The following is a 26,386-nucleotide window of genomic DNA, read 5'->3' as shown; positions in this document are numbered from 1 at the left end:
CTGGCCCAGGTGCCGGTGATCAAGGTGGCCACGCGCAGCGACCTGGCGCGGCGCTGGCACGACCTGATGGACGTGAACGCCGGGCGCATCGCCGACGGCGAGGCCAGCATCGAGGACGTGGGCTGGGAGCTGTTCCGCCTGATGCTGGAGGTGGCCAGCGGCCGCAAGAAGACCTGGGCCGAGCAGTGGAAGCTTCACAACGCCCTGGTGCTGTTCAATCCGGCGCCCGTGACCTGATGGCAGGCCTCTGATCGGCGCACCGCAAGCCAGCGGCTCATTCGTCCACAAGAAAAAGCAAGAGACATGAACACATCCACTTCGTCCTTCCTTCGCCGCGGCACCGCCGCCGCCCTGCTCAGCCTGGCCCTTGCCGCCTCGGCACAGGCCGCCACCTGGGTCTACGTGGCCAACGCCGACAGCCAGGAGATCTCGGTGATGTCGCTGGACCGCCAGCGCGGCACGCTGGAGCCGGTGCAGACCGTGCCGGTGGGCGGGACGGTGATGCCCATGGTGGTGAGCCCGGACAAGCGCGTGCTCTACGCCGCGCTGCGCTCGCAGCCTTTCCGCGTCACCAGCCTGAGCATCGACCCGGCCAGCGGCAAATTGAGCAAGCTGGGCGAGGCGCCGCTGGCCGACAGCATGGCCAACATCGACCTGGACGCCACCGGCCGCTGGCTGTTCGCCGCGTCGTACGGCGGCGGCAAGATCTCGGTCAACGCCATCGGCAAGGACGGCGCGCCCGGTGCGGTGCAACAGCTGATCCAGACCGGGCCGAACGCGCACGCCATCCATGCCGACGCCAGCAACCGCTACGTGCTGGCCACCAGCCTGGGCGCCGACCAGGTCTCGGCCTGGCGCTTCGATGCGGACAAGGGCCTGCTCTCGCCCAACGACCCGCCGATCACGCAGACGCCGGCCAAGGGCGGCCCGCGCCACTTCGTGTGGGACAAGGGTCAGCGCCACGTCTACCTGATCGACGAGCTGGATGCCGGCCTGCACGTGTACGCCTGGGACGCCACGCGCGGCACGTTGAAGCTGGAGCAGAGCACCACCACCCTGCCCGCCGGCTTCACCGGCAAGCCCTGGGCGGCCGACCTGCACCTGACGCCGGACGGTCGCTACCTGTATGCCTCCGAACGCACCTCCAGCACCCTTTCCGCCTTCAAGGTCGACGCTTCCACGGGCCAGCTGACGCCGCTGGGCCACACACCCACCGAGAAGACGCCGCGCGGCTTCGCCATCGATTCCAGCGGCCGCTTCCTGATTTCCTCGGGGCAGGAGTCGCACCACGTGGCGATCCACGCCATCGACCCCGCCACCGGCGCGCTGGGCGCGCCGCAGCGCGTGGCCGTGGGCAAGAACCCCAACTGGATCGAGATCGTCGACCTGCCCTGATGCCCGCCCGTTGGACCATCCAAGATCAATACAAGGAGACATGACCATGCACCGCCGCACCCTCGTTCACAGCGCCCTGGCCGCTGCCGTCCTTGCCACTGCGGGCCTGCCCGCCTTCGCGCAGGCCTGGCCCACCGGCAAGCCCATCACCTACATGGTGCCCTTCCCGGCCGGCGGCACCACCGACGTGCTGGGCCGCCTGATCGGCCAGAAGCTGGGCACCGCGCTGGGCACCACCGTGGTGGTCGACAACAAGGGCGGCGCCGGCGGCAGCGTGGGTTCGGAGATCGCCTCGCGCGCCGCGCCCGACGGCTACACGCTGCTGGGCGGCACGGTGAGCTCGCACGCCATCAACGTGAGCCTTTATCCCAAGATCGGCTACGACCCGATCAAGTCCTTCTCGCCAGTGACGCTGATCGGCACCAACCCCACCGTGCTGGTGGTGCCGGCCAACAGCCCCTACAAGACGCTCAAGGACGTCGTCGAGGCCAGCAAGGCCAAGCCGGGCGGCCTGGCGTCGGCCTCGGCCGGTATCGGCACCTCGCAGCACCTGTCGCTGGAACTGCTGGCCTTCAAGTCGGGCGTGAAGTTCAACCACGTGCCGTACAAAGGCAGCGGCCCGGCCATCCAGGACGTGATCGGCGGGCAGGTCGACATGATGTTCGACACCACCGTCGTGGCCGCCCCGCACATCCAGAGCGGCAAGCTGCGCGCCATCGCCGTGACCTCGGCCAAGCGGCTCGAGTCCATGCCCGACGTGCCCACCGTGGCCGAGTCCGGCATCCAGGGCCTCTCGGACTACTCGGTGCTGTCCTGGCAGGCGATCTTCGTGCCCACCGGCACGCCCGCGCCCGTGATCGACAAGCTGCACGCCGAGATCCGCAAGATCCTGGCCGAGCCCGAGATGCAGGAGAAGCTCAAGAACTTCGGCATGCAGCCGGCCGACATGAGCACCGCGCAGATCGCCGCCTTCCAGAAGGCGGAGGTCGACAAGTGGGCGCAGGTCATCAAGGCTGCCGGCATCAAGCCCGAGTAAGTGGTGGTCACCGGCGCGGCCTGGGGAAAAACGCTCACAGGCCGCGTGCGGGGCGCTGGCTAGAATCGCGCTCCTCCATTACCAGAAGCGCCTTCCAAGGCAGCCCCCTCTTGCCGTCCGATCGCCTGTCCGTCCTCCCGCAGTACCTCCTGCCCAAGCAGGCGCTGACCTCCTTCGCCGGCTGGGTCGCGGGCAAGGAGCGCGGCGCCGTCACCACCTGGATCATCGATCGCTTCGTGCGCAAGTACGGCGTGAACATGGACGAGGCGCTGAACCCGGACATCGCCAGCTACGCGAGCTTCAACGAGTTCTTCACCCGCCCGCTGAAGCCGGGCGCGCGCCCGATCGCGCAGGCGCAGGTGGTGTGCCCGGTGGACGGCGCCATCAGCCAGTTCGGCCCAATCGAGGGCGAGCAGATCTTCCAGGCCAAGGGCCACAACTACAGCGCCACCGCACTGGTGGGCGGCGACGCGCAGCTGGCCGCCACCTTCGCGAACGGCAGCTTCGCCACGCTCTACCTCAGCCCGCGCGACTACCACCGCATCCACATGCCCTGCGACGGGCGCCTGCTGCGCATGACCTACGTGCCCGGCGACCTGTTCTCGGTGAACCCGACGACGGCGCGGGGCGTGCCGGGCCTGTTCGCGCGCAACGAGCGGGTGGTGTGCGTGTTCGAGTCGGCGCACGGCACCTTCGTGCTGGTGCTGGTGGGCGCCACCATCGTGGGCAGCATGGCCACTGTCTGGCATGGGGTGGTCAATCCGCCGCGGCTGGGCCAGCTGCGCTCGTGGGACTACGCCGACCAGCGCATCGAGCTGAAAAAGGGCGAGGAGATGGGGCGCTTCCTGCTCGGCTCCACCGTCGTCATGCTCTTTCCGGCGCCTCGCCTGGTCTTCAATCCGGCGTGGGCGCCGGGGCGCGCCGTCCGCCTGGGCGAAGTCATGGCGCTGGACCCGGCGGCCTGACAGCAGTTCTTCGGCAGGCCGCAGCCTGCCTGCCTTGGCAGCTACAAAAGTCGTAGCACCGCGCTTTTTCTTGCGCTATAGTCGCCGGCCCGATTCACCGGAAATGGCCGCAGCGCTGCGCCCAGGAGACAGATTCGCGATGAGCACGAAGGAAACCGCGGCCATCAGCCAGCTGCTGGCCCTCCTGGAGGCACGCTATGCGATGCGCGTACTCTGGGCCCTGCGGGACGGCCACGCCCAGACCTTCCGGCTGCTGCAGGACAGCGTGGGCGGCATCACCCCCAACACGCTCAACACCCGCATCAAGGAACTGCGCGAGGCCGGCATCGTCGCCCACGGCGGCGATGGCTACAGCCTGACGCAGAGCGGGCAGGACCTGCTCAAGCGCCTGTCCGACCTGCAGGCCTTCGCCGCCCGCTGGCAGGTGGGCCAGGTGCGCAAGACCGCCGCCGTGGCGTCACCGCCCCCTCGTTAAACTTGCGCCCTTCCTCAACGCAACGACATTCGATCAAGGAGCGCTCATGCAAACCACCCCTTCCGGCCTGCAGTACGAAGACACCACCGTGGGCGGCGGCGCCGAAGCCAAGGCGGGCCAGCACGTGCATGTGCACTACACCGGCTGGCTCTACAACGACGGCGTGCAAGGCGCCAAGTTCGACTCCAGCCGCGACCGCAACGACCCCTTCGCCTTCTCGCTGGGCGCCGGCCAGGTCATCAAGGGCTGGGACGAAGGCGTCGCCGGCATGAAGATCGGCGGCAAGCGCACCCTGGTGATCCCGCCGCAACTGGGCTATGGCGCCCGTGGCGCCGGCGGCGTGATTCCGCCGAACGCCACGCTGAAGTTCGACGTCGAGCTGCTCGACGCGCACTGAGCATTGAATTCGGCGCCCCTGGCGCCTAAGTACAAAAGGCGGCTGCGTGCCGCCTTTTTTACCGCCTGAAGAATTTCCGGATCGCACCCTTGAAAAAGCGGGATCCGTCCCCACTTGAGGCGCAATTGTTCTCATATTCCTCTTTGGCCGACATTCCGGCCACCACCGACGATGTCTGAAGCACCCAAATCCGACCAGTTCAACCCCCAGGACGACATGAGCCCGGAAGAGCTCGAAGCCGCGCAGGCAGCGAACGAGGCCGATGCGCAGCAGGCCCTGGCGCAGCTGCAAGGCGAGATGGCCGCGCTGCAGGCCAAGAACGCCGATCTGGCCGACCAGTACCTGCGCGCCCAGGCCGACGTGCAGAACGCCCGCCGCCGCGCCGACGAGGAAATCACCAAGGCCCGCAAGTTCGCGGTCGAAGCCTTTGCCGAGAGCCTGCTGCCTGTAACCGACAGCCTGGAAGCCGGCCTGGCCGTGCAGGACGCCAGCCCCGAGCAGATCCGCGAAGGCGCCGAGGCGACCCTGCGCCAGCTCAAGAGCGCACTGGAGCGCAACAAGGTGATCGAGATCGCCCCCGCGCCCGGCACGAAGTTCGACCCGCACCAGCACCAGGCGATCTCCATGGTGCCGGCGCCCGGCCAGGAGCCCAACACCGTCGTGGGCGTCCTGCAGAAGGGCTACACCATCGCCGACCGCGTGCTGCGTCCGGCACTGGTCACGGTGAGCGCGCCCGGCTGACGCGAGGAATCGCGCAACAACCCACAAGATATCCCCGCTTCATCCCTTGAATCCGCCGGGGTTATCCACAAGTTCGACACAACAAATTCTTCAGATTCAGGAGCAATCAACATGGCCAAAATCATCGGCATCGACCTCGGCACCACGAACTCGTGCGTCGCGATCATGGAGGGCAACACGACCCGCGTGATCGAGAACTCCGAAGGTGCGCGCACCACGCCTTCCATCGTCGCCTACCAGGAAGACGGCGAAGTGCTGGTCGGCGCCTCGGCCAAGCGCCAGGCCGTGACCAACCCCAAGAACACGATCTACGCCGTCAAGCGCCTGATCGGCCGCAAGTTCGACGAAAAGGAAGTGCAGAAGGACATCGACCTGATGCCCTACAGCATCGTCAAGGCCGACAACGGCGACGCCTGGGTCGAAGTGCGCGGCAAGAAGCTGGCCGCCCAGCAGATCAGCGCCGAGATCCTGCGCAAGATGAAGAAGACCGCCGAGGACTACCTGGGCGAGCCGGTGACCGAGGCCGTGATCACGGTGCCGGCCTACTTCAACGACAGCCAGCGCCAGGCCACCAAGGACGCCGGCCGCATCGCCGGCCTGGACGTCAAGCGCATCATCAACGAGCCCACCGCGGCGGCCCTGGCCTTCGGCCTGGACAAGCAGGACAAGCACGACCGCAAGATCGCGGTGTATGACCTGGGCGGCGGCACCTTCGACATCTCGATCATCGAGATCGCGGACGTCGACGGCGAGAAGCAGTTCGAGGTGCTGTCCACCAACGGCGACACCTTCCTGGGCGGCGAGGACTTCGACCAGCGCATCATCGACTACATCATCAGCGAGTTCAAGAAGGACCAGGGCGTGGACCTGTCCAAGGACGTGCTCGCGCTGCAACGCCTGAAGGAAGCGGCCGAGAAGGCCAAGATCGAGCTGTCCAACAGCACGCAGACCGACATCAACCTGCCCTACATCACGGCCGATGCCTCGGGCCCGAAGCACCTGAACATCAAGCTGACCCGCGCCAAGCTGGAAAGCCTGGTCGACGAGCTGATCGAGCGCACCATCGCCCCCTGCCGCACGGCCATCAAGGACGCCGGCGTGTCGGTGAACGACATCAGCGACGTGATCCTGGTGGGCGGCATGACCCGCATGCCCAAGGTGCAGGAGAAGGTCAAGGAGTTCTTCGGCAAGGACCCGCGCAAGGACGTGAACCCCGACGAGGCCGTGGCCGTCGGCGCCGCCATCCAGGGCCAGGTGCTCTCGGGCGACCGCAAGGACGTGCTGCTGCTGGACGTGACCCCGCTGTCGCTGGGCATCGAGACCATGGGCGGCGTGATGACCAAGATGATCGCCAAGAACACGACCATCCCGACCAAGTTCGCACAGACCTTCTCGACGGCCGACGACAACCAGCCGGCCGTGACCATCAAGGTGTTCCAGGGCGAGCGTGAAGTGGCCGCCGGCAACAAGCTCTTGGGCGAGTTCAACCTGGAAGGCATCCCGCCGGCCGCGCGCGGCACGCCGCAGATCGAGGTGAGCTTCGACATCGACGCCAACGGCATCCTGCACGTGGGCGCCAAGGACAAGGGCACCGGCAAGGAGAACAAGATCACCATCAAGGCCAACACCGGCCTGTCGGAAGAAGAAATCCAGAAGATGGTGAAGGACGCCGAGCTCAACGCCGCCGAGGACAAGAAGAAGGTCGAGCTGGCCCAGGCCCGCAACCAGGGCGAAGCCATGGTGCACAGCGTGAAGAAGTCGCTGGGCGAGCATGGCGACAAGCTCGAGGCCGGCGAGAAGGAAAAGATCGAGGCGGCCATCAAGGAACTGGAAGAAGTCGTCAAGGGCGAGGACAAGTCGGCCATCGAGGACAAGACCAACGCCCTGATGTCGGCCAGCCAGAAGCTGGGCGAGAAGATGTATGCCGACCAGGCGGCTGCCGCCGGCGCGGCTGGCGCAGCAGGTGGTGGTGCCGATGCAGGCGCCGGCCACCAGCAGGGTGCGCAGGCCGCCGACGACAACGTGGTCGATGCCGAAGTCAAGGAAGTGAAGAAGGGCTGAAGCTGGCGCCCATGCAAGGCTGGACAACCTCCTGAGGGGGTCCAGCCTTTTTCCGTTTTCAGACTGTCCCGATCAAAGACTCCAAGAACGCGCGACCGACCATGGCCACCAAACGCGACTACTACGAAACCCTCGGCGTTCCCAAGAACGCCAGCGATGAAGAACTCAAGAAGGCTTATCGCAAGCTGGCGATGAAGTACCACCCCGACCGCAACCACGGCGACGGGGCCAAGGAATCGGAAGCCAAGTTCAAGGAGGCCAAGGAGGCCTATGAGATGCTGTCCGACGCCCAGAAGCGCGCGGCCTACGACCAGTACGGCCACGCGGGCGTGGACCCCAACATGCGCGGCCCCGGCGCGGAAGGCTTCGGCGGCTTCGCGGAAGCCTTCGGCGACATCTTCGGCGACGTGTTCGGCGGCGCCGCCGGTGCGCGCGGGCGCGGCGGCCGCCAGGTCTTCCGCGGCAGCGACCTCAGCTACGCCATGGAGATCACGCTGGAGGAAGCGGCCGATGGCAAGGACGCGCAGATCCGCATTCCCAGCTGGGACGACTGCGGCACCTGCCACGGCTCGGGCGCCAAGCCCGGCACCAAGGCCATCACCTGCACCACCTGCCACGGGCAGGGCACGGTGCAGATGCGCCAGGGCTTCTTCAGCGTGCAGCAGACCTGCCCGCAGTGCCGCGGCACCGGCAAGATCATTCCCGAGCCCTGCACCACCTGCCATGGCCAGGGCAAGATCAAGAACAACAAGACGCTGGAAGTGAAGATCCCGGCCGGCATCGACGACGGCATGCGCATCCGCAGCACCGGCAACGGCGAGCCCGGCACCAACGGCGGTCCACCCGGCGACCTGTACATCGAGATCCGGCTGAAGAAGCACGAGATCTTCGAGCGCGACGGCGACGACCTGCACTGCGTGGTGCCGGTCAGCGTCACCACCGCCGCGCTGGGCGGCGAGATCGAGGTGCCCACGCTCAAGGGTGCGGCGGCCATCGATATTCCCGACGGCACGCAGAGCGGCAAGCAGTTCCGCCTGCGCGGCAAGGGCGTCAAGGGCGTGCGCTCCAGCTACCCGGGCGACCTGTACTGCCACGTGCGGGTCGAGACGCCGGTCAAGCTCACCGAGCACCAGCGCAAGCTGATGAAGGAACTCGACGAGTCGCTGAAGAAGGGCGGGCACAAGCACAGCCCGACCGATAAAGGCTGGTTCGACAAGGCCAAGGAGTTCTTCAGCTGAACTGAGGCCTCCCGGCTTCTCACTGCGCTTCGCTACGTGTAGTTCGCCACCTCCCGGGGAGGTGACCCCACCTGCGGCCCGGCAAAGCCGGTTCCGCGGTGCGGGGCTGGCAATAGAGCTCGGGTCTGAATGAAGTCCGATCAGTTCTCTGCGGTTGCATGTTTCGCAATCGCCGGGAAAGAATCGGGCATGAATTGCAGAAAATCCGAGACGCGCCGGACCGGGGAGCCGGCGCCAGGCGGGCGGGGGGTCGTGCTGATTGCACTCCTGGCCGCCGCGGCGGCGGCGCATGCGCAGCAGCCACCGCCCGCAGCGCTGCAGGCGCCCACCGGCGCGCCGCGCAGCTACAGCTTTGACGCAGCGCAGGAGCGCCTGGCCGCCACCTCCAGCGGCATGACCGCCGCGCGCGCCGGAGTCGATGCATCGCGAAGCTCGGCCGACGCGGTGTCGGGGCTGAACCTGCCGATCGTCTCGGTGGACGCGCAATACTTCCGCTACCAGAAGACCATCGAGATCTCGCTCGCCGCCGGCCGCAACCTGGTCGAGCAGGCCATCAACGGCTTCCTGGCCTCCTCGCCCATCGGTCAGGCGGTGGCGCCCATCGTCAGCGGGCCGGTGAACAACGCGCTGGGGCAGATCCCGGACTCGGTCTCCGGCACCATCACGGACAACATCTGGCGGCCCACGCTCACCATGCTGTGGCCGCTCTACACCGGCGGCATGTCCACCGCCACGCAGGATGCGGCCCAGGCGCAGACACGCCAGGCCGAGGCGGAGCTGACGGCGTATTCCGACACGCTGGGCCTGCAGCTGGTGGCGACCTACTTCGGCCAGCAACTGGCGGCGCAGGTGGTGGCCACCAGCCGGCAGAACCTGGACCGCTTCCAGGTGCACTACGACAACGCACTGAAGATGGAGCGCCAGGGCGTGCTGGCCAAGGCGCAGCGCCTGCAGATGGAGGTGGCGCGCAACGCCGCCGAGCGCCAGCTGCTGCGCGCGCAGAACGAGTACGAGACGGCGCAGGCGGTGCTCACCCGCCTCTTGCAGGAAAGTGGCGCGGTGCAGCCCCTGACGCCGCTCTTCGCGCAGTCGCAGCCGCTGGAGCCGGTGCAGGGCTTCATCGATTCGGGCCGCGCCAGCTCGCCGACGCTGGCGCGCCTGGCCGCCCTGCGCGACGTGAGCCGCAGCGGCGTGAAGGCGGCGCAGTCGCTGGCGCTGCCCAAGGTGTACGGCTTCGGTTCCTACAACTTCAATTCGAAGAACGCGGTGCTGCCCGATCCGGACTGGATCGTGGGCGTGGGGCTGCACTACACGCTGTTCTCCAACGTGGACCGCAAGAGCGCCGAGGGCGCGGCCCGCGCGCGCGAACAGCAGGCCGGCGCCGCCATGGACCAGGCCTGCAACGACATCGAGACCCTCATCATCCGCAGCCACCAGGGCGTGGAAACATCGCGCCGGCAGTTCATGCTGCTGAACACCAACATCGTGGCCGCCAACGAGAACGTGCGGGTGCACACCCTGGGCTTTCGCGAAGGCCAGGCCAATGCCACCGAGGTGATCGACGCCCAGGTGGCGCTGAGCGTGGCGAACACGCAGCGCGCCGCCGCGGCCTACGAGTACGACCTGGCACTGGCCCAGCTGCTGGCCGCCAGCGGACGCATGAACGAATTCGCGCAGCACGTCGCGCGGGCCGACCAGCGGATGAGCGCACCATGAGCGAACAGGCACCAGACCCCAGGCGCGATCCGCGCACCGAAGAAGAAACCGCGCGCGAGGACGAGCGCAAGCGCGGCGCGCTGCGCTGGCTGCTCGCCGCCGCGGGCCTTGCCGTGGTGGTGTTCATCGGCGTCGGCCTGTGGCTGGCCTACAAGCCGGTGCCCGACCAACTGCAGGGCATGGTCGATGCCGAGAGCTTCACCGTCGCGACCAAGGTGCCGCTGTCGCGCGTGGAAAAGCTCTTCGTCGAGGCTGGGCAGCGGGTCAAGGCCGGCCAGGAACTGGTGCTGCTCACCAGCCCCGAGCTGGATGCGCGGCGCGACCAGGCGGCCGGCGTGCTGGCCGGGGCCGAGGCGGTGCAGGCCCGCACCCTGGCCGGATCGCGTCCGGAGAACGTCGAGACGCTTCGCGCCACGTCGGGCAGCGCGCTGGCCGCGCTCCAACTGGCCGAGAAGACCTACGTGCGCATCCGCAACCTGCACGACGAGGGCGTGGTCTCGACCCAGCGCCTGGACGAAGCGCGTGCCGCCCGGGATGCCGCAGCGGGCAATGCGCGCGCCGCCGACCAGCAGTACCTGCGCGCGGTGCGCGGCGTGCCGCAGGAAGACAAGGACGCGGTGGCGGCACAGGTGGAAGTGGCCAGGGCCGGGCTGCAGGCGGTGGAAGACCTGCAGCGCGAGACCACGCTGAAGGCGCCCGTCGATGCCGAGGTCTCGCACAGCATGGTGCGCCCCGGCGAGGTGGTGGCGCTGGGCTTTCCGATCATGACGCTGGTGGCGGTGGACCATCCGTGGGTGTCGCTCAACGTGCGCGAGAACCAGTTGCACGGCCTGGCCGCCGGCCGGGAGCTCAGCGGCCGCGTGCCGGCGCTCGATGGCCGCACCCTGCGATTCAAGGTGCACACCGTCAGCGCCCAGGGCGAGTTCGCGACCTGGCGCGCGACGCGGCAGTCCACCGGCTTCGATGTGCGCAGCTTCGAGGTGCGGCTGCATCCGGCCGAGCCGGTGAAGGAGCTGCGCCCGGGCATGAGCGTGCTCTTCGACTGGCCGCAGTCATGAGCTTTGCCGCGGCGCTGCGGCGCGAGGCACGCTGGCTGGCGCGCAGCCGCTGGGACCTCGCGCTGCTCACGCTGGCGCCGCTGCTGACCCTGCTCATCCTGGGCCTGATGTTCCTGCAGAGCACCGCGCGGCTGCTGCCGATCGCGGTGGTGGACCAGGACCATTCGCCACTCTCGCGCCAACTGGTGCGCAACCTGCACGCCTCGGCCCAGGTCGAGGTGGTGGCCGAGCCCGTGCAGCTGAGCGAGGCCTGGACGCTGGCGCGACGCACCGACGTCTGGGCCGTGGTGCTGGTCCCCGAGGGCCTGCAGCGCGATGCGCTCACGGGCAAGGACGCCGCAGTGCTGATGTACCGCAACGCGGCCTTCTACTCGGTGGGCGCGCTGGCCAGCCGCGGCGTGGGCGATGCGGTGGCGGCCCTCAACACGCAGATCCGCCCGGAGCTGATGCGGGCCCACAACCTGCCGGCGGTGCGCCTGGAGGCGCCGCGCATCCAGGCCACCATCCTGTTCAACCCCCAACTGAGCTACGAGTGGTTCCTCGAGGCGCTGCTGCAGCCGGGGATCCTGCATGTGCTGCTCAGCTGCGCGGTGGTCGTGGCGCTGGGCCGCGAGCTTCATGCGGGCACGGTCGACGAGTGGGTGCACAGCGGCGGCGGCGTGCTGCCCGCGCTGGCGGCCAAGCTCACGCCCTACGTGCTGGTCTTCACGGCCTGGCAGTTCGCCGGCACGGCATGGCTGGGCGGATGGCGCGGCTGGGGCGTGCACGGCAGCCTGGGGCTGCTGATGGCGGGCCAGCTTGCGCTGTATGCCTGCTACGCGGCCATCGCCGCCTTCGTCGCCCTGCTGGTCAAGGACACCTACACCGCGCTGTCGGCCGTGGCGCTGTACGGCGGGCCCGCACTGACTTTTTCCGACGCGACCTTGCCGGTGATCGGTGCACCGCTCTTCACGCAAGTCTGGAGCCACGTGCTGCCCTTCTCCGCCTACGTGAAGCTGCAGATGGAGCAGATGTTCATGGGCTCGCCGGCTTCGGCATCGCTGCCGTGGCTGGCACTGATGGCCGGCGTGGCGCTGCTGATGTTCCTGCTGTCCGGCGCGCTGCTCCACCGCGCGAGCCGCCGGCCCATGAGCGCGAGCCCGGCATGAGCGACGTGCTGAAGGGCCTGCGCCAGACCCTGCACGCCGTGTTCACCACGCGGCCGGCGCTGATTATCCTGGTGCTGGCCGGCTTTCTCTACGGCTTCTACTACCCGGCGGCCTACCAGCACCAGGTGGCCACGCGGCTGCCGATCGCATTGGTGGACCTGGACCAGAGCCCGGCCAGCCGCAAGATCACCGAGCGGCTGCTCGCCACGCCGCAGCTTCGGCTGGTAGAGCAACTGGGTGATTTCGAAAGCGCCCGCACGCTGCTGGAGAAGCGCCAGGTCGACGGCCTGGTGCTCATCCCCGCCAATTTCGAACGAGGCGTGCTCTCGGGCACGCGGCCCGACGCGGTGGCCTTCTACCTGAACGGCGCCTACATCGTGCGCGTGAGCGCCATCGGCGAGGGCCTGCAGGCCGCGCTGCAGGACGCGGTGGCACAGGCGCTGGAAGCGCCGGCACGCGCCTTGGGCATCCGCAAGCTCACGCCTGTGCAACTGATCGTGCATCCGCTCTTCAACACGCGTGAAGGCTACGGCAGCTACGTGGTCCCGGGGGTGGCGGTGGTGATCGTGCACCAGACGCTTTTCATGGGCATCGTGCTGCTGATGGGCGAACGACGGCGGCTGGGACAGCGCTTCGCCAGCGCGGGCGAGCTGCTGGGCAGCGGCCTGGCCTTCGTGCTGATCGGCCTGATGACCGCCCTCTTCTACTTCGGCTTCGTGTTCTGGTTCCAGGACTATCCGCGCGCCGGCGGCTTCGGCGCCATGCTGCTCGGCGCGCTGCTCTTCGTCGCGGCCACCGTCGCCTTCGCGCTCTTCATCGGCAGCTTCTTCGATCGCGGAGAGCGCTCGGCGCAGTTCCTCGCCGCCTCGTCCGCCCTGGTCTTCTTCCTCAGCGGCGTGCCCTGGCCGTTCGCCGCCATGCCCGCACCGCTGGCCGCGCTGGCGCAACTGCTGCCCTCCACGTCCGGCGTGCAGGCACTGGTGAAGATCAACCAGATGGATGCGCAGCTGCGCGACGTGCTGCCCGAGCTGGGCACGCTGGCCGCCCTGCTCGCCGTCTACGGCGCGCTTGCGTTGCGGCGCTACCTGAAAAGACCGGCGGTGCGCGCGCCGGCTTCGCCCTGAGCCAGCCCGAAGCCGGCGCCGACGGTGAGCGGGGCGCAATGGGTGTCGGGCGCCGACGCCGGCATCACCGCCTCGAAGCCCACCTGCGTGCGCATCACGCGGGTGCGGGCACCGGACATGAGTTCGACGAAGCGCCTGGCCTGCTCCGGCTGCGCCGCATTCGCACTGACCGCGGCGCTGTAGACCATGGCCAGCTCGAACTGCTGCGGCAGCGCGCCCAACAGGCTGATGCCCGGCGTGTAGCGGATCTGCGTGGCCTGCGCGCAGCCGATGGCGCCCGGGCTGGGGTCGGCCGCCAGTTCGCGCATCGCGTCCGTGCCATTGGGCAGGCAGCGCAGGCGCGGGGCGATCAGGTCGGTGATGCCCAGTTCGCGTAGCACCGAGCCGAAATGGGCGCCGGCGGTCGATCGCTGGATGTCGGGGCAGTAGATGACGCTCGCAGCCAGCAGCGTGGCCTTGAGGGACTCGGGCGTGGACACGTCGGGCCGGGGCGATTCGCCGCGCATGGCCAGCGCGGTCCGCACGCGCCCGAGCATGCCTTCGGAGCCCGGCATCAGCCGGCCCGTCGCCTCCAGCTCGGCCACCAGCGGCGCGGTGACGATCAGCACGTCGCAGGGGTCGCCGGCCAGGAAGGCGTCGCGAAGGACGCCGACCGCGCCGAAGGTGCTGTGGATGCGAGCCCCGGTGAACTCGAGGAAGACGCCCTGCAAGGCCTTCACCAGGCCCTGCGCCGCGCCGGCGCAAAGGACGTTCATGGGATGGCCCGCGCGATGTCTCGCTGCGCACGGCCGGTGCTTGTCCAGGGGTCCAGGATCATGTCTCCATCCACGGGCATGTCAGGCTCCATCTTTTTATTGGTTCTATTTGGTATCAATGAATACCAAATACCAAACCAATATAGCCCGGGCGAACGGACAGGTCAACGGCGGCGGCCGCAGGTGCCGGCCGGCGCCGCGCGATCTGCGAAAGCTCAGTAGCCCAGCAGGTTCTGGCGCACGTGCGTCAGGTGCTCCAGGCACAGCGCCGCCGCGCGGGCCCCATCACGGTCGCGCAGGGCGGCCACCAGGGCACGGTGCTCCAGCTCGTAGCGGGCGCGCCGTTCCGGCGTCGCGGTGCGGCGCTTGAGCGTGCCCCACTCGCTCTGCGCGCGCACCTCGTTCATGCGCTGGAACACGGTGGCGATGAAGGTGTTGTGCGCGGCATCGGCAATGGCCTCGTGCAGCTTGCCGTCCCACAGCTCGAAGTCCTCGATGGAGGTGGCGGTCTCGCCCTTCTCGCAGCATTCATCCATGCGCTCGAAGTCGGCGGCCGTGGCATTGCCCACGACCATGGCGACGATGGCGGGCTCCAGCACCATCCGGGCGCTCATCAGCTCGGCCGGGCTGGTGGCCAGCGGCGAGGCACTGCTGGCGATCTGCGCCAGCGCCACGCCCACTTCCTCGCTGACATAAGTGCCGCTGCCGACGGTCTGGGTGATCAGCCCCTTGCCCTTGAGGTCGGCCAGCACCCGGCGCACCGTGGAGCGGCTCAGGCCGTACTGCTCGCTCAGCTCGCGTTCGGTCGGCAGGCGGTGGCCGGCGCGCCAGGTGCGTGCCTGCAGGTTCTCGAGGAGGTTCTGCCTCAGGGTCAGGGCGCTGTGCACTTTTGGTTGACTCGCTGCTGGACTGGGAGAGTGTCGCGAAACGAACGCGACGGCTTTGGGCGCCCGATTTTATTGCCCATTTGGTAGCGCATTGGTAGCATTTGTGCCAAACAGGAGACCCATCTTGCGCATCGCCACCTTCCAGTACCAGGGCCGGCGTCAGGTCGGCATCGTCTCGGACGACCTGCAGAGCGTGACGCCCTTCCAGTGGACCGAGGCGCGCGCCAGACGGGGAGCGCAAGCCCTGATCGAGGACCATGTGCACGGCCACGACAGCCTGGCCCTGAGCAGCGCGCCGGTGCCCATGGACCAGTTGCGGCTGGAAGCGCCGCTGCCCCTGCCGCGGCGCAACGTCTTCTGCGTGGGCCGCAACTACCACGCGCATGCCAAGGAGCTGGCCACCTCGGTCTTCAAGGACAACACGCCCAAGGCAGATGCCTGGCCGATCGTGTTCACCAAGGTGCCCGAGTCGGTCACCGGTCCGCACGACGACGTGCAGCTGCCGGGCGCCCACATCTCGGCACAGATCGATTACGAGGCGGAACTGGCAGTGGTCATCGGCAAGGGCGGGCGCAACATCGCGCGCGCCGACGCCATGTCGCACGTGTTCGGCTACACCATCATCGACGACGTGACGGCACGCGACGTGCAGATGCGCCACCAGCAGTGGGACCTGGGCAAGAGCTTCGACACCTTCTGCCCCATGGGGCCCTGGATCGTCACTGCCGACCAGCTGGACGGCACCGACACGCGGGTGCGCTGCTGGGTCAATGGCGAGCTGCGCCAGGACGCGCAGACCACCGACCTGATCTTCGACATCCCGACGCTGATCGAGACCTGCTCGCGCGGCATCACGCTGCACCCGGGCGACGTCATCGCCACCGGCACAGCGGCCGGCGTGGGCCAGGGCTTCACGCCGCCGCGCTACCTGAAGGCAGGCGACGTGGTGCGCATCGAGATCGACGGACTCGGGGCGATCGAGAACCGCTTCGTCGACTGAGCGGCCAGCCAGCACCTTCGCCCGAAACAACGGAGACCGATCCATGTCCTGCCACCGACGCAGCCTGCTGCGCCATGCCGCACTCCTCATCGCCGTGGCCACCGGCGCTGCCTGGGCACCCGCAGCCTTCGCCCAGGGCGCCTGGCCCACCAGGCCGATCACCATGGTCGTGCCCTTCCCGCCCGGGGGCGTGGCCGACACGGTGGCCCGGCCGGTGGCCGAATCGCTTTCGCGCGAGCTCAAGCAGACCGTGGTGGTGGAGAACCGTGCCGGCGCCGGGGGCGCGGTAGGCATCGGGGCGGTGGCGCGCGCACCGGCCGACGGCTACACGGTGCTGCTGTCGCTGTCGTCGATCTCCATCCTGCCGGAGGCCGACGTCATCCTGGAGCGCAAGCCGGCCTACCAGATGAACCAGTTCAAGCCGATCGCCCGCTTCACCGCCGACCCGACGGTGCTCGTGGTGCGTGCGGACGCACCATGGAAGAGCATGGCCGACTTCCTCGCGGACGTGAAAGCCAGGCCCGGCACCTTCAACTACGGCAGCTCCGGCAACTACGGCACCATGCACGTGCCCATGGAGATGCTGAAGAACGAAGCGGGCTTCCGCATGACGCACATTCCCTACACCGGCGCGGGCCCGGCCATCGTGGCCCTGCTGGCCGGGCAGGTGGATGCGCTGGCAACCGGCCCCTCCACCGTGGCGCAGCAGATCAAGGCCGGCAGGCTGCGCGCCCTGGCGCACTGGGGCGAGCAGCCACTGGCTTCGCTGCCCGACGTGCCCAGCCTCACGCAGTTGGGCCATCCGGTGAAGTTCGCTCAGTGGTCGGGCCTGTTCGTGCCAGCGGGCACGCCCGACGAAGTGGTCAACCGGCTGCGCGCTGCGGCTGCCAAGGCGGCCGTGGACCCGATGGTCGTGCAGGTCATCGAGAAGGCCGGAAGCCCCATCGCCTACCTCGATTCCGCGGATTTCCAGGCCTATTGGGACCAGGATGCCCGCAGCATGACAAGTGCAGTCAAGAGAATCGGCAAAGTCGAGTAATCGGCTGACAGACAAGAAAAAAGGCAGCCCTTGGGCTGCCTTTGTTTTTGCGCATTGCACAACGGCCAATGCACGCAGTCCTCCACTTTAATTCCAAATGAAACAGTTGAGGAAATAGTTTTCTTCTCAGTTTCGTTTATTACCTATAGATTGTGGAAATGAGCCTCTCTGCCCTCTGGACCGAGTGGCATCGCACCATTGAGGCAAACCCTGTTTTTCCGATCCGACAGCATGGTTTCTTGTCGTTCCGCACAGTTGTTCACGTTGTATCGATATGTCTGTCATCGGCGGCAAATGCTGCCGCGTTCAGTGAGGAACTTTTGCGCCTGAACCACGTTCTGAATTTGAAAAACAATTCCCTCGTTTCGTTTTGTTGATTACGATGCAGAACAGGATTGGGCCTAAAGAGAGGGATTTTCCGAAGGCATGCAAACGACGCTGAGCACATTTCTTGCGGAAGCAGTGGCGGCGTGCAGCGCGGAAGGTCCGGGCAGCGCCCACCCTTGATCGTCGTTGGAGGTGTGAACATGGATGTCATCAGCAACTTCGCAGCCCGTTACGAACGGACTCGGGAAGAGGTTCTTTCACTCCAGGAATACCTGGAAGCCTGCAAACGGGACGCCAGCGCGTACGCCACGGCTGCCGAGCGAATGCTGCAGGCCATCGGCGAGCCGGAGCTGGTCGACACCCGCAACGACCCGCGGCTGTCCCGGATCTTCTCCAACAAGGTCATCAAGATCTACCCGGCCTTCAAGGAGTTCTACGGCATGGAGGACGCCATCGAGCAGGTGGTCTCCTACTTCCGCCACGCGGCGCAGGGCCTCGAAGAGAAGAAGCAGATCCTCTACCTGCTGGGCCCGGTGGGCGGTGGCAAGAGCTCGATCGCCGAGCGCCTCAAGCAGCTCATGGAGCACGTGCCCTTCTATTCGCTGAAGGATTCGCCGGTCAACGAGTCGCCGCTGGGCCTGTTCAACGCCGACGAAGACGGCGAAATCCTCGAGAAGGAATACGGCATTCCGCGCCGCTACCTGCAGCGCATCCTCTCGCCCTGGGCCGTGAAGCGGCTGGAAGAGTATGGCGGGGACATCCGCCAGTTCCAGATCGTCAAGCGCTTTCCCTCGGTGCTGCGCCAGGTGGCGGTGGCCAAGACCGAGCCGGGCGACGAGAACAACCAGGACATCTCCTCGCTGGTCGGCAAGATCGACATCCGCAAGCTCGAGACCTATGCGCAGAGCGACCCGGACGCCTATGCCTACTCCGGCGGCTTGTGCCTGGCCAACCAGGGCCTGCTCGAGTTCGTGGAAATGTTCAAGGCGCCCATCAAGGTGCTGCACCCGCTGCTGACGGCCACGCAGGAAGGCAACTACAAGGGCACCGAGGGCTTCGGCGCCATTCCCTTCGACGGCATCGTGCTCGCGCACAGCAACGAGAGCGAGTGGAAGGCCTTCCGCAACAACAAGAACAACGAAGCCTTCCTGGACCGCATCTACATCGTGAAGGTGCCCTACTGCCTGCGGGTGTCCGAAGAGATCAAGATCTACGAGAAGCTGGTGCGCAACTCCTCGCTGGCGCATGCGCCCTGCGCGCCCGGAACCCTGCGCATGATGTCGCAGTTCTCGGTGCTCACGCGCCTGAAGGAGCCCGAGAACTCCAGCATCTTCAGCAAGATGCTGGTGTACGACGGTGACAACCTCAAGGACACCGACCCCAAGGCCAAGTCCATCCAGGAATACCGCGACTACGCCGGCGTGGACGAAGGCATGGCGGGCATCTCCACGCGCTTCGCCTTCAAGATCATCTCGAAGGTGTTCAACTTCGACAGCACGGAAGTCGCCGCCAACCCGGTGCACCTCATGTACGTGCTGGAGCAGCAGATCGAGCGCGAGCAGTTCCCGCCCGAGACCGAGCAGAAGTACCTCAGCTACATCAAGGAGCTGATCGCGCCGCGCTATGCCGAGTTCATCGGCAAGGAGATCCAGACCGCCTACCTGGAGAGCTACTCCGAGTACGGCCAGAACATCTTCGACCGCTACGTCACCTACGCCGACTACTGGATCCAGGACCAGGAGTACCGCGACCCCGACACCGGCGAAGTCTTCGACCGCGGCTCCCTCAACACCGAGCTCGAGAAGATCGAGAAGCCCGCGGGCATCAGCAACCCCAAGGACTTCCGCAACGAGATCGTCAACTTCGTGCTGCGTGCGCGGGCCGGCAACGCGGGCAAGAACCCGCTGTGGACCAGCTACGAGAAGCTGCGCACGGTCATCGAGAAGAAGATGTTCTCGAACACCGAGGAGCTGCTGCCCGTCATCAGCTTCAACGCCAAGAGCAGTGCGGACGAGATGAAGAAGCACGAAGACTTCGTCAACCGCATGGTCAAGAAGGGCTATACCGCCAAGCAGGTGCGCCTGTTGTGCGAGTGGTACCTGCGCGTTCGCAAGAGTTCGTGAAGAATGGGGGCGACGCGCCTTGCGCGCGCCGCCCTTGAGGAGAAGAGTCCTTGTCCGTGCTGCAGCAGATCATCGACCGCCGGTTGTCCGGGAAGAACAAGTCGATCGGCAATCGGGAGCGCTTCCTTCGTCGTTATCGGGAGCAGATCGGCGAGGCGGTCAAGCGCGCTGTCAGCGGCCGCGGCATCCGCGACCTCGAGCAGGGCGAGGACGTCATCCTCCCGCGCCATGACGTGTCCGAGCCGGTGTTCGGCCACGGCGACGGCGGCAACCGCGAATACGTGCACCCCGGCAACCGCGAGTACATCAAGGGCGACCGCATCGAGCGACCCCAGAGCGGCGGCGGCGGTAGCGGCGGCTCGCAGGCGGCCGACAGCGGCGAGGGCGAGGACGACTTCGTCTTCCGCCTGACCAAGGAAGAATTCATGCGGGTCTTCTTCGAGGACCTGGCCCTGCCGCACCTCGTGCGCACGCAGCTGGCCGAGGTGCCCGAGTGGAAGAGCCACCGCGCCGGCTTCGTCACCGACGGCATGCCCAGCAACCTGCACGTGGTGCGCTCCATGCGCGGCGCGCTGTCGCGGCGCATCGCGCTGGGTGGCGAGCCCCGGCGCGAGCTGCGTGCGCTGGAAGAACTCCTGCTCAAGCTCAAGCGCAATCCGCGCGCGCTGGAAGACGAACTCATCATCCGCGAGATCAAGGAAACCGAGCTGAAGATCGAGGAGATGAAGAAGGGCGCCAAGCGCATCCCCTTCCTCGACCCCATCGACCTGCGCTACCGCAACCGCGTGCGCATCCCGGTGCCCTCGGCGAAGGCGGTGATGTTCTGCCTGATGGACGTGTCGGGCTCCATGGACGAGGCGCGCAAGGACATGTCCAAGCGCTTCTTCATGCTGCTGTACCTCTTCCTCACGCGGCACTACGACAAGATCGAGCTGGTCTTCATCCGCCACCACACGCAGGCCACCGAGGTGACCGAAGACGAGTTCTTCCACACCACCGAGACCGGCGGCACCGTGGTGTCCAGCGCGCTCAAGCTCATGCACGAAATCGTGCGCGCCCGCTACCCGAGCAACGAGTGGAACATCTACGGTGCGCAGGCCAGCGACGGCGACAACTGGCACCAGGACAGCGGCCAGTGCCGCAAGATCCTCGACGACCAGCTTCTGCCCCTGGTGCGCTACTACGCCTACGTGCAGGTGGCCGACGCCGAGCAGAACCTGTGGGAGGAATACGCGCAACTGGCCGAGTCCCACAAGAACTTCGCCATGCGCAAGGTATCGGACGCGCAGGACATCTACCCGGTGTTCCGCGACCTGTTCAAGAAAGAGGGAGCGCCCACATGAGCACCGTCGACCTGGAAATGCCCAAGACCAAGGCGCGCGAGCCGCTGCCCAGCCCTTCGGACTGGACCTTCGAGCTCATCGAGCAATACCACGGCGAGATCGCCCGGGTGGCGCGCGGCTACAAGCTCGACACCTACGCCAACCAGCTGGAGATCATCACGGCAGAGCAGATGATGGACGCCTATGCCTCGGTGGGCATGCCGGTCATCTACCGCCACTGGTCCTACGGCAAGCAGTTCATCTCCACCGAGAAGAACTACCGCCGCGGCCACATGGGACTGGCCTACGAGATCGTCATCAATTCCGATCCCTGCATCTCCTACCTCATGGAAGAGAACACCATGGCGATGCAGGCCCTGGTGATCGCGCACGCGGCCTACGGCCACAACAGCTTCTTCAAGGGCAACTACCTCTTCAAGATGTGGACGGATGCCTCGTCCATCATCGACTACCTGGTCTATGCGCGCGCCTACATCGCCGAGTGCGAGGAAAAGCATGGGCTGGCGGCGGTCGAAGACCTGCTCGATTCCTGCCATGCGCTGATGAACCACGGCGTGGACCGCTACCGCCGGCCGCAGAAGCTGTCGCTGGCGCAGGAGCAGACCCGCCGCGAGGACCGCGAGCATTACCTGCAGCAGCAGGTGAACGACCTGTGGCGCACCTTGCCCCGAAAGGCCGGCGGCGACGCGGCCGAGGAGGTCTCCCGCCGCTTCCCCGCCGAGCCGCAGGAGAACCTGCTGTACTTCATCGAGAAGAACGCGCCCCTGCTGGAGCCCTGGCAGCGCGAGGTGGTGCGCATCGTGCGCAAGGTGGCGCAGTACTTCTACCCGCAGCGCCAGACGCAGGTGATGAACGAGGGCTGGGCCACCTTCTGGCACTACACCCTGCTCAACACCATGTACGACGAGGGCCTGCTGGCCGACGGCTTCATGATCGAGTGGCTGCAGTCGCACACCAACGTGGTGTTCCAGCCGCCCATCGGCCACCGCGCCTACAGCGGCATCAACCCCTATGCGCTGGGCTTCGCGATGTACACCGACCTGCGGCGCATCTGCGAGAAGCCCACCGAGGAAGACAAGCGCTGGTTCCCCGACATGGCCGGCACCAACTGGCAGACCTCGCTGGACTACGCCATGCGCAACTTCAAGGACGAGAGCTTCATCGGCCAGTTCCTCTCGCCCAAGCTGATGCGCGATTTCCGCCTGTTCGCCGTGCGCGACAACGAGGACGACCCCGAACTGGAGGTGTCCGCCATCCACGACGACAGCGGCTACCGGCAGCTGCGCGAATCACTGTCGCGCCAGTACGACCTGAACCACCGCGAGCCCAACATCCAGGTCTGGAGCGTGAACCTGCGCGGCGACCGCTCACTGACGCTGCGCCACACGCAGCACAACGACCGCCCCCTGAACAAGGAGGCCAACGAAGTGCTCAAGCACGTGGCCCGCCTCTGGGGCTTCGACGTCCACCTGGAAAGCGTGGACGGCCGCGGGCATGTCACCCGCTACAAGGCAGTCGCCTCGGGCAGCTGAGCCTTTCGCCTTGCTCAGTCGGCGCTGGTCACGCGCACCAGCGCCTCGATGGCGAGCGCATAGCCCTTCACGCCCAGGCCGACAATGATGCCGCGCGCCGCAGGCGAGATGTACGAGTGGTGGCGAAAGGATTCGCGCGCATGCACGTTGGAGATGTGCAGCTCGATGAGCGTCACGCTGGCGCCCTTGATGGCGTCGTGCAGCGCGATCGAGGTGTGGGTATAAGCGCCCGGGTTCATCACCACGCCCAGCATTCGGCCCGCGGCGATCTCGCGGCCGGCCTCGTGGATCCAGTCGATCAGCTGGCCTTCGTGGTTGGATTGGCGGCAGTCCACTTCCACGCCCAGCTTCTGCCCGGCCTCGCGGCACATTTCCTCGACGTCGGCCAGGGTTTCGTGGCCATAGGTGGCAGGCTCGCGCGTGCCGAGCAGGTTGAGATTGGGGCCGTTGAGAACGAGGATCTTCTTCATGATGGGCGAGTGCCGCGAAGGCAGGTGGAGTTCTGGTGCGGCTAGTACTGTAGCTGTGCCACGGCCCGCAGTTCCTCGGGGGTGGTGCTGCCGAAGCCGAAGAACTCGAGGTAGGCGGGAATCATCTCGAACAGCATGTCGGTACCCACCTGAACCATGCAGCCCTTGTCCTTGGCGGCGCGCAGCAGCGGCGTGTATTCGGACTTCATCACCACCTCGCCCACCAGCGCCTGCGGCGAGATCTTCGAGATGTCGAAGGGAAGCGGGTCGCCTTCCTTCATGCCCAGGGGCGTGGCGTTGACCACCACGTCGAAGCCAGCCGGGTCCTTCGAGCCGGTGCCCACCTTCAGCTGCGGGTAATGGCTGCGCAGGCGCGAGGCCAGCGCATCCGCCGATTCCAGGTTCAGGTCGAACAGCGCCAGCTCGGCCACGCCGGCCGCCGCCAGAGAGGCCGCGATGGCAGAGCCCACCCCGCCCGTGCCGGAGACCAGCACGCGCGTGCCCTTGAGCGCACGCCCCTTGCGCTCCACGCCGCGCACGAAGCCGGCGCCATCGAACTGGTCGCCCAGCAGAGTGCCGTCAGGCCGCACGAGGATGGCGTTGCAGGCACCGGCGATGCGCGCGGTGGTGGTCACTTCGTCCACCAGGCCCATGGTCGTGACCTTGTGCGGCATGGTCACCAACGCGCCGCGCAGGTTGGTGAGCCGCGCCAGCGACTTGAGCACCTCGGGGTAGTCTGCAGGTTTCACGCCCATGGGCATCACGACGGCGTCGATGCCGTGGCGCTCGAACCACGGGTTGTAGATCATCGGCGCCTTGAAGGATTCGGTGGGGTAGCCCAGATGGGCGATGAGAGTGGTCTTTCCGCTGATCATGGGGGTGCGCTCTGCTGAGGGTGCTTCGGAAGAGGAGATGCCTCACTGTACGAAGCCGACCCGCCACCTGCCAAGGTTCAGGGACGGGTGCCGTACACCAAGCGCACCGAGCTGATCGATGATCGATCCTTTTGCGGGTTCGCCCTTCGGACCCCCGCGACGGTGCTCAGTTGGCGAGCGTCGGATTGCGCTTTTCTTCGATCAAGCGCTGCTGGGCCAGCACCGGCTGGCATTCCTTGCGCTGTCGGTTCGCCGCCTGTTCGCACTGGTCCACCCTGCAGCGGGACGCGGCGATGAAGTTCAGGCGGTCGCAGCGGCCGAACAAGGCCTCGGCCTGCTCCAACTTGCCGGTGATGGTGGGGAGCGTGCTGGCGGGAGCCGACGCTGCCTGCACGGCCGCCACCGCAGGGCGCGCCACCGGCGTCGCCGCGGCCATTGCCGGCGGTGCAGCGGCGGGCTTCAGGGGCTGGAGCCGTCCTGCCGGCAAGTTGTCCGCGACGATGGATTCGCCAGGTGCCAGCGCCTCCGCCGCAGTGGGTGCCCTTTCCGGTGGCATCACCACGGCCGGGACGGCGGACGCCGGTGCTTCCACCGAACCCGACGCCTGTCGATGCGGCGTCGTCGTGATCTCGGCGGCCTGCACCGCGGCGCCGCCCTCCCCCCTGCCGCCGCCCAGGTCCTCGCCCACAGCAAGAACGCCGACAGCTCCCACCACCAGCAGGGCCAGGAGGGCCGCGCCGATGGCCTTGCCGCGGCCCTTGCGACGCGACCCGGGCGGCCAGTCGCCGGGCATGGTCGGCAGCTTGATCGGCGGCATCAGTGGCGACGGTGGTCCTGCAGAAGCAAAGGCAGCCAATGCCGAGGGCATTTCATCCTCTGGCGGTTCCGACGGCGCAGCGGGCATCTGCCTGGTGCGCGCGAAGCCGGTGGGCAGGGGCTCGATGCACTCGATGCAGAACTTCGCGATCGACCGGTTCTCCGTACCGCAGGCCGGGCAGACGATGGCCATCAGGGCTTGCCGTTGCCCGTGAGGAGCACGCCGCCCTGCGCGGCAACCAGGTTCTGCTGCGTGGCCAGCAGAAGCACGGCCTGGTGCGCCGTGCGGCCTGCGTTCTTCGTGTGCGCGATGACTGCCTGCCACTCGGCGCTGAGCACCTCGCGCGAGGACTCGGTGGGCTGGCGAAGCAGCGTCTGCGCCACGTCCACCAGCGCCGATGCGGCGGCCAGGCACAGGCTGGTGGCCTCGTGCGCCGGCGTGCCGGCAGGCACGCCCCAGCCCAGGACCGCGTCACGCTTGCCCATCACCTGTTCGATGGCGATGAGGGCACGCTCGAGCATGGCACGGTCGGACAGGGTATTCATCGGCAAAGTCAACAAGCGAGGCGGTCTGCGGGAAGCAGAGCATCCTGCCATCACTGGTCGCCAATCTTATGTGCAATCAGACACGTTTGGAAACTAAAGTTGTGCATCGCTAGCAACCTGGCGCCGCCGGGCCATTGGAGCGGGCCGTCGCAAGAAGCCACCCTGGCGCCGTATAGTGCCCGCCACATTCATCAACCTTTGAATCCACCGTCATGAAGACTCGCGCCGCCGTCGCCTGGAAATCCGCCGCCCCCCTGACCATCGAGACCGTCGACCTGGAGGGCCCGCGCGAGGGCGAAGTGCTGGTGGAAGTGAAGGCCACCGGCATCTGCCACACCGACTACTACACCCTCTCGGGCGCCGACCCCGAAGGCATCTTCCCGGCGATCCTGGGCCACGAGGGCGCCGGCATCGTCGTGGACGTGGGCCCGGGCGTGACCACGCTCAAGAAGGGCGACCACGTCATTCCGCTCTACACGCCCGAGTGCCGCACCTGCAAGTTCTGCCTCTCGCGCAAGACCAACCTGTGCCAGAAGATCCGCGGCACGCAGGGCAAGGGCCTCATGCCCGACGGCAGCAGTCGCTTCAGCATCGACGGCAAGCCCATCTTCCACTACATGGGCACGTCCACCTTCAGCAACTACACGGTGGCGCCGGAGATCTCGCTGGCCAAGATCCGCGAGGACGCGCCCTTCGACAAGGTCTGCTACATCGGCTGCGGCGTGACCACCGGCATCGGCGCCGTGATCTTCACGGCCAAGGTGGAGGCCGGCGCCAACGTGGTGGTGTTCGGCCTGGGCGGCATCGGCCTGAACGTGATCCAGGGCGCGAAGATGGTGGGCGCCGACAAGATCATCGGCGTCGACCTGAACCCGGCGCGCGAGGCCATGGCCCGCAAGTTCGGCATGACGCACTTCATCAACCCCAAGGACGTGCCCAACGTGGTCGATGCCATCGTGCAGCTGACCGACGGCGGTGCCGACTACAGCTTCGAGTGCATCGGCAACACGCAGGTGATGCGCCAGGCGCTGGAATGCACGCACAAGGGCTGGGGCCGCAGCATCATCATCGGCGTGGCCGAGGCCGGCGCCGAGATCAGCACCCGCCCCTTCCAGCTGGTGACCGGCCGCAAGTGGGAAGGCTCGGCCTTCGGCGGCGCGCGCGGCCGCACCGACGTGCCCAGGATCGTCGACTGGTACATGGAAAACAAGATCAACATCGACGACCTGATCACCCACACCATGCCGCTGGAGAAGATCAACGAGGGCTTCGACCTGATGAAGCGCGGCGAGTCGATCCGCGGCGTGGTCATCTACTGA

The 26,386-nt window shown here is 67.0% G+C and carries 24 protein-coding genes and 1 pseudogene; 19 read left to right on the top strand and 6 right to left on the bottom strand.

The features are described 5' to 3' along the window. From BM345_RS26815 to BM345_RS26755, 13 genes and pseudogenes are all read left to right on the top strand, one after another. Positions 1-237: pseudogene (locus BM345_RS26815) on the top strand (UxaA family hydrolase); the annotation flags it as partial. Between the two features lie 66 nt (positions 238-303). After that, the gene (locus tag BM345_RS26810; protein ID WP_093386083.1) at positions 304-1,395 is read left to right on the top strand and encodes a lactonase family protein; all 1,092 of its coding nucleotides are present in this window, start codon (positions 304-306) and stop codon (positions 1,393-1,395) included. Positions 1,396-1,441: 46 nt separating this feature from the next. Beyond that, complete coding sequence (locus BM345_RS26805; protein ID WP_093386106.1) at positions 1,442-2,431, top strand: Bug family tripartite tricarboxylate transporter substrate binding protein; 990 nt, start codon at positions 1,442-1,444, stop codon at positions 2,429-2,431. A 110-nt stretch (positions 2,432-2,541) separates the two neighbouring features. Further along, positions 2,542-3,396, top strand: a complete 855-nt coding sequence (gene asd, locus BM345_RS26800) for an archaetidylserine decarboxylase (protein ID WP_093386081.1) — start codon at positions 2,542-2,544, stop codon at positions 3,394-3,396. Positions 3,397-3,535: 139 nt separating this feature from the next. Further along, on the top strand, positions 3,536-3,871 hold the full coding sequence (locus BM345_RS26795; RefSeq protein ID WP_093386078.1) for a winged helix-turn-helix transcriptional regulator: 336 nt from the start codon (positions 3,536-3,538) through the stop codon (positions 3,869-3,871). Between the two features lie 46 nt (positions 3,872-3,917). Beyond that, positions 3,918-4,268: an FKBP-type peptidyl-prolyl cis-trans isomerase gene (locus BM345_RS26790; protein WP_093386076.1), complete on the top strand. Its 351-nt coding sequence runs from the start codon at positions 3,918-3,920 to the stop codon at positions 4,266-4,268. Positions 4,269-4,439: 171 nt separating this feature from the next. Next, positions 4,440-5,009, top strand: coding sequence for a nucleotide exchange factor GrpE (gene grpE, locus BM345_RS26785; protein ID WP_093386073.1), 570 nt, complete (start codon positions 4,440-4,442; stop codon positions 5,007-5,009). Between the two features lie 111 nt (positions 5,010-5,120). Continuing rightward, positions 5,121-7,070 carry a molecular chaperone DnaK gene (gene dnaK / locus BM345_RS26780; RefSeq protein ID WP_093386071.1) on the top strand — a complete coding sequence of 650 codons (1,950 nt, stop codon included), beginning with the start codon at positions 5,121-5,123 and terminating at the stop codon, positions 7,068-7,070. Positions 7,071-7,171: 101 nt separating this feature from the next. Next, positions 7,172-8,308 (top strand): molecular chaperone DnaJ, encoded by a 1,137-nt coding sequence (gene dnaJ / locus BM345_RS26775; protein WP_093386068.1) that lies wholly within the window; start codon positions 7,172-7,174, stop codon positions 8,306-8,308. Positions 8,309-8,560: 252 nt separating this feature from the next. Further along, entirely contained in the window at positions 8,561-10,024 is a 1,464-nt protein-coding gene (locus tag BM345_RS26770) for a TolC family protein (protein WP_175545162.1), read from the top strand. Then, a complete protein-coding gene (locus tag BM345_RS26765) occupies positions 10,021-11,082 on the top strand; it encodes an HlyD family secretion protein (protein WP_217654035.1) in 1,062 nt (353 codons plus the stop codon). Before BM345_RS26770 ends, BM345_RS26765 begins: the two co-directional genes overlap by 4 nt. Continuing rightward, positions 11,079-12,230 (top strand): ABC transporter permease, encoded by a 1,152-nt coding sequence (locus BM345_RS26760; protein ID WP_093386063.1) that lies wholly within the window; start codon positions 11,079-11,081, stop codon positions 12,228-12,230. Before BM345_RS26765 ends, BM345_RS26760 begins: the two co-directional genes overlap by 4 nt. Beyond that, entirely contained in the window at positions 12,227-13,354 is a 1,128-nt protein-coding gene (locus BM345_RS26755) for an ABC transporter permease (protein ID WP_093386061.1), read from the top strand. The genes BM345_RS26760 and BM345_RS26755 overlap by 4 nt, the downstream gene beginning before the upstream one ends. Here the strand turns inward: BM345_RS26755 and BM345_RS26750 are convergent. After that, positions 13,312-14,109 carry a molybdate ABC transporter substrate-binding protein gene (locus tag BM345_RS26750; protein WP_093386058.1) on the bottom strand — a complete coding sequence of 266 codons (798 nt, stop codon included), beginning with the start codon at positions 14,107-14,109 and terminating at the stop codon, positions 13,312-13,314. The two genes, BM345_RS26755 and BM345_RS26750, sit on opposite strands and share 43 nt — an antisense overlap. A gap of 215 nt (positions 14,110-14,324) precedes the next feature. Next, on the bottom strand, positions 14,325-14,996 hold the full coding sequence (locus BM345_RS26745) for a FadR/GntR family transcriptional regulator (protein WP_093386055.1): 672 nt from the start codon (positions 14,994-14,996) through the stop codon (positions 14,325-14,327). A gap of 124 nt (positions 14,997-15,120) precedes the next feature. On the opposite strand from BM345_RS26745, the gene BM345_RS26740 reads away from it, so the two are divergent. From BM345_RS26740 to BM345_RS26720, 5 genes are all read left to right on the top strand, one after another. Further along, complete coding sequence (locus BM345_RS26740; protein WP_093386053.1) at positions 15,121-15,996, top strand: fumarylacetoacetate hydrolase family protein; 876 nt, start codon at positions 15,121-15,123, stop codon at positions 15,994-15,996. Between the two features lie 43 nt (positions 15,997-16,039). Further along, on the top strand, positions 16,040-17,035 hold the full coding sequence (locus tag BM345_RS26735) for a Bug family tripartite tricarboxylate transporter substrate binding protein (protein WP_093386050.1): 996 nt from the start codon (positions 16,040-16,042) through the stop codon (positions 17,033-17,035). Positions 17,036-17,562: 527 nt separating this feature from the next. Further along, the gene (locus tag BM345_RS26730; protein WP_093386048.1) at positions 17,563-19,485 is read left to right on the top strand and encodes a PrkA family serine protein kinase; all 1,923 of its coding nucleotides are present in this window, start codon (positions 17,563-17,565) and stop codon (positions 19,483-19,485) included. A gap of 50 nt (positions 19,486-19,535) precedes the next feature. Beyond that, on the top strand, positions 19,536-20,828 hold the full coding sequence (locus BM345_RS26725) for a YeaH/YhbH family protein (protein ID WP_093386045.1): 1,293 nt from the start codon (positions 19,536-19,538) through the stop codon (positions 20,826-20,828). Further along, on the top strand, positions 20,825-22,360 hold the full coding sequence (locus BM345_RS26720) for a SpoVR family protein (RefSeq protein ID WP_093386042.1): 1,536 nt from the start codon (positions 20,825-20,827) through the stop codon (positions 22,358-22,360). Before BM345_RS26725 ends, BM345_RS26720 begins: the two co-directional genes overlap by 4 nt. Positions 22,361-22,374: 14 nt before the next feature. Here the strand turns inward: BM345_RS26720 and aroQ are convergent, their stop codons facing one another. The 4 genes from aroQ to BM345_RS26700 all read right to left on the bottom strand — a co-directional run bounded on the left by aroQ (position 22,375) and on the right by BM345_RS26700 (position 25,067). Next, entirely contained in the window at positions 22,375-22,830 is a 456-nt protein-coding gene (gene aroQ, locus BM345_RS26715) for a type II 3-dehydroquinate dehydratase (RefSeq protein WP_093386040.1), read from the bottom strand. Positions 22,831-22,871: 41 nt separating this feature from the next. Continuing rightward, the gene (locus BM345_RS26710; RefSeq protein ID WP_093386037.1) at positions 22,872-23,705 is read right to left on the bottom strand and encodes a shikimate dehydrogenase family protein; all 834 of its coding nucleotides are present in this window, start codon (positions 23,703-23,705) and stop codon (positions 22,872-22,874) included. A gap of 166 nt (positions 23,706-23,871) precedes the next feature. Continuing rightward, entirely contained in the window at positions 23,872-24,714 is an 843-nt protein-coding gene (locus tag BM345_RS26705; protein ID WP_093386035.1) for a zinc ribbon domain-containing protein, read from the bottom strand. Continuing rightward, positions 24,714-25,067 (bottom strand): hypothetical protein, encoded by a 354-nt coding sequence (locus tag BM345_RS26700; protein WP_139237628.1) that lies wholly within the window; start codon positions 25,065-25,067, stop codon positions 24,714-24,716. The genes BM345_RS26705 and BM345_RS26700 overlap by 1 nt, the downstream gene beginning before the upstream one ends. 212 nt (positions 25,068-25,279) lie before the next feature. Between BM345_RS26700 and BM345_RS26695 the strand changes: the two genes are divergently transcribed. Then, complete coding sequence (locus BM345_RS26695) at positions 25,280-26,386, top strand: S-(hydroxymethyl)glutathione dehydrogenase/class III alcohol dehydrogenase (protein ID WP_093386030.1); 1,107 nt, start codon at positions 25,280-25,282, stop codon at positions 26,384-26,386.

Source organism: Variovorax sp. OV329 (assembly GCF_900114785.1).
Classification (GTDB): Bacteria; Pseudomonadota; Gammaproteobacteria; order Burkholderiales; family Burkholderiaceae_C; genus Variovorax.
Note: the sequence above shows the minus strand (reverse complement) of the source record. Positions and strands in the feature narration are given on the sequence as shown.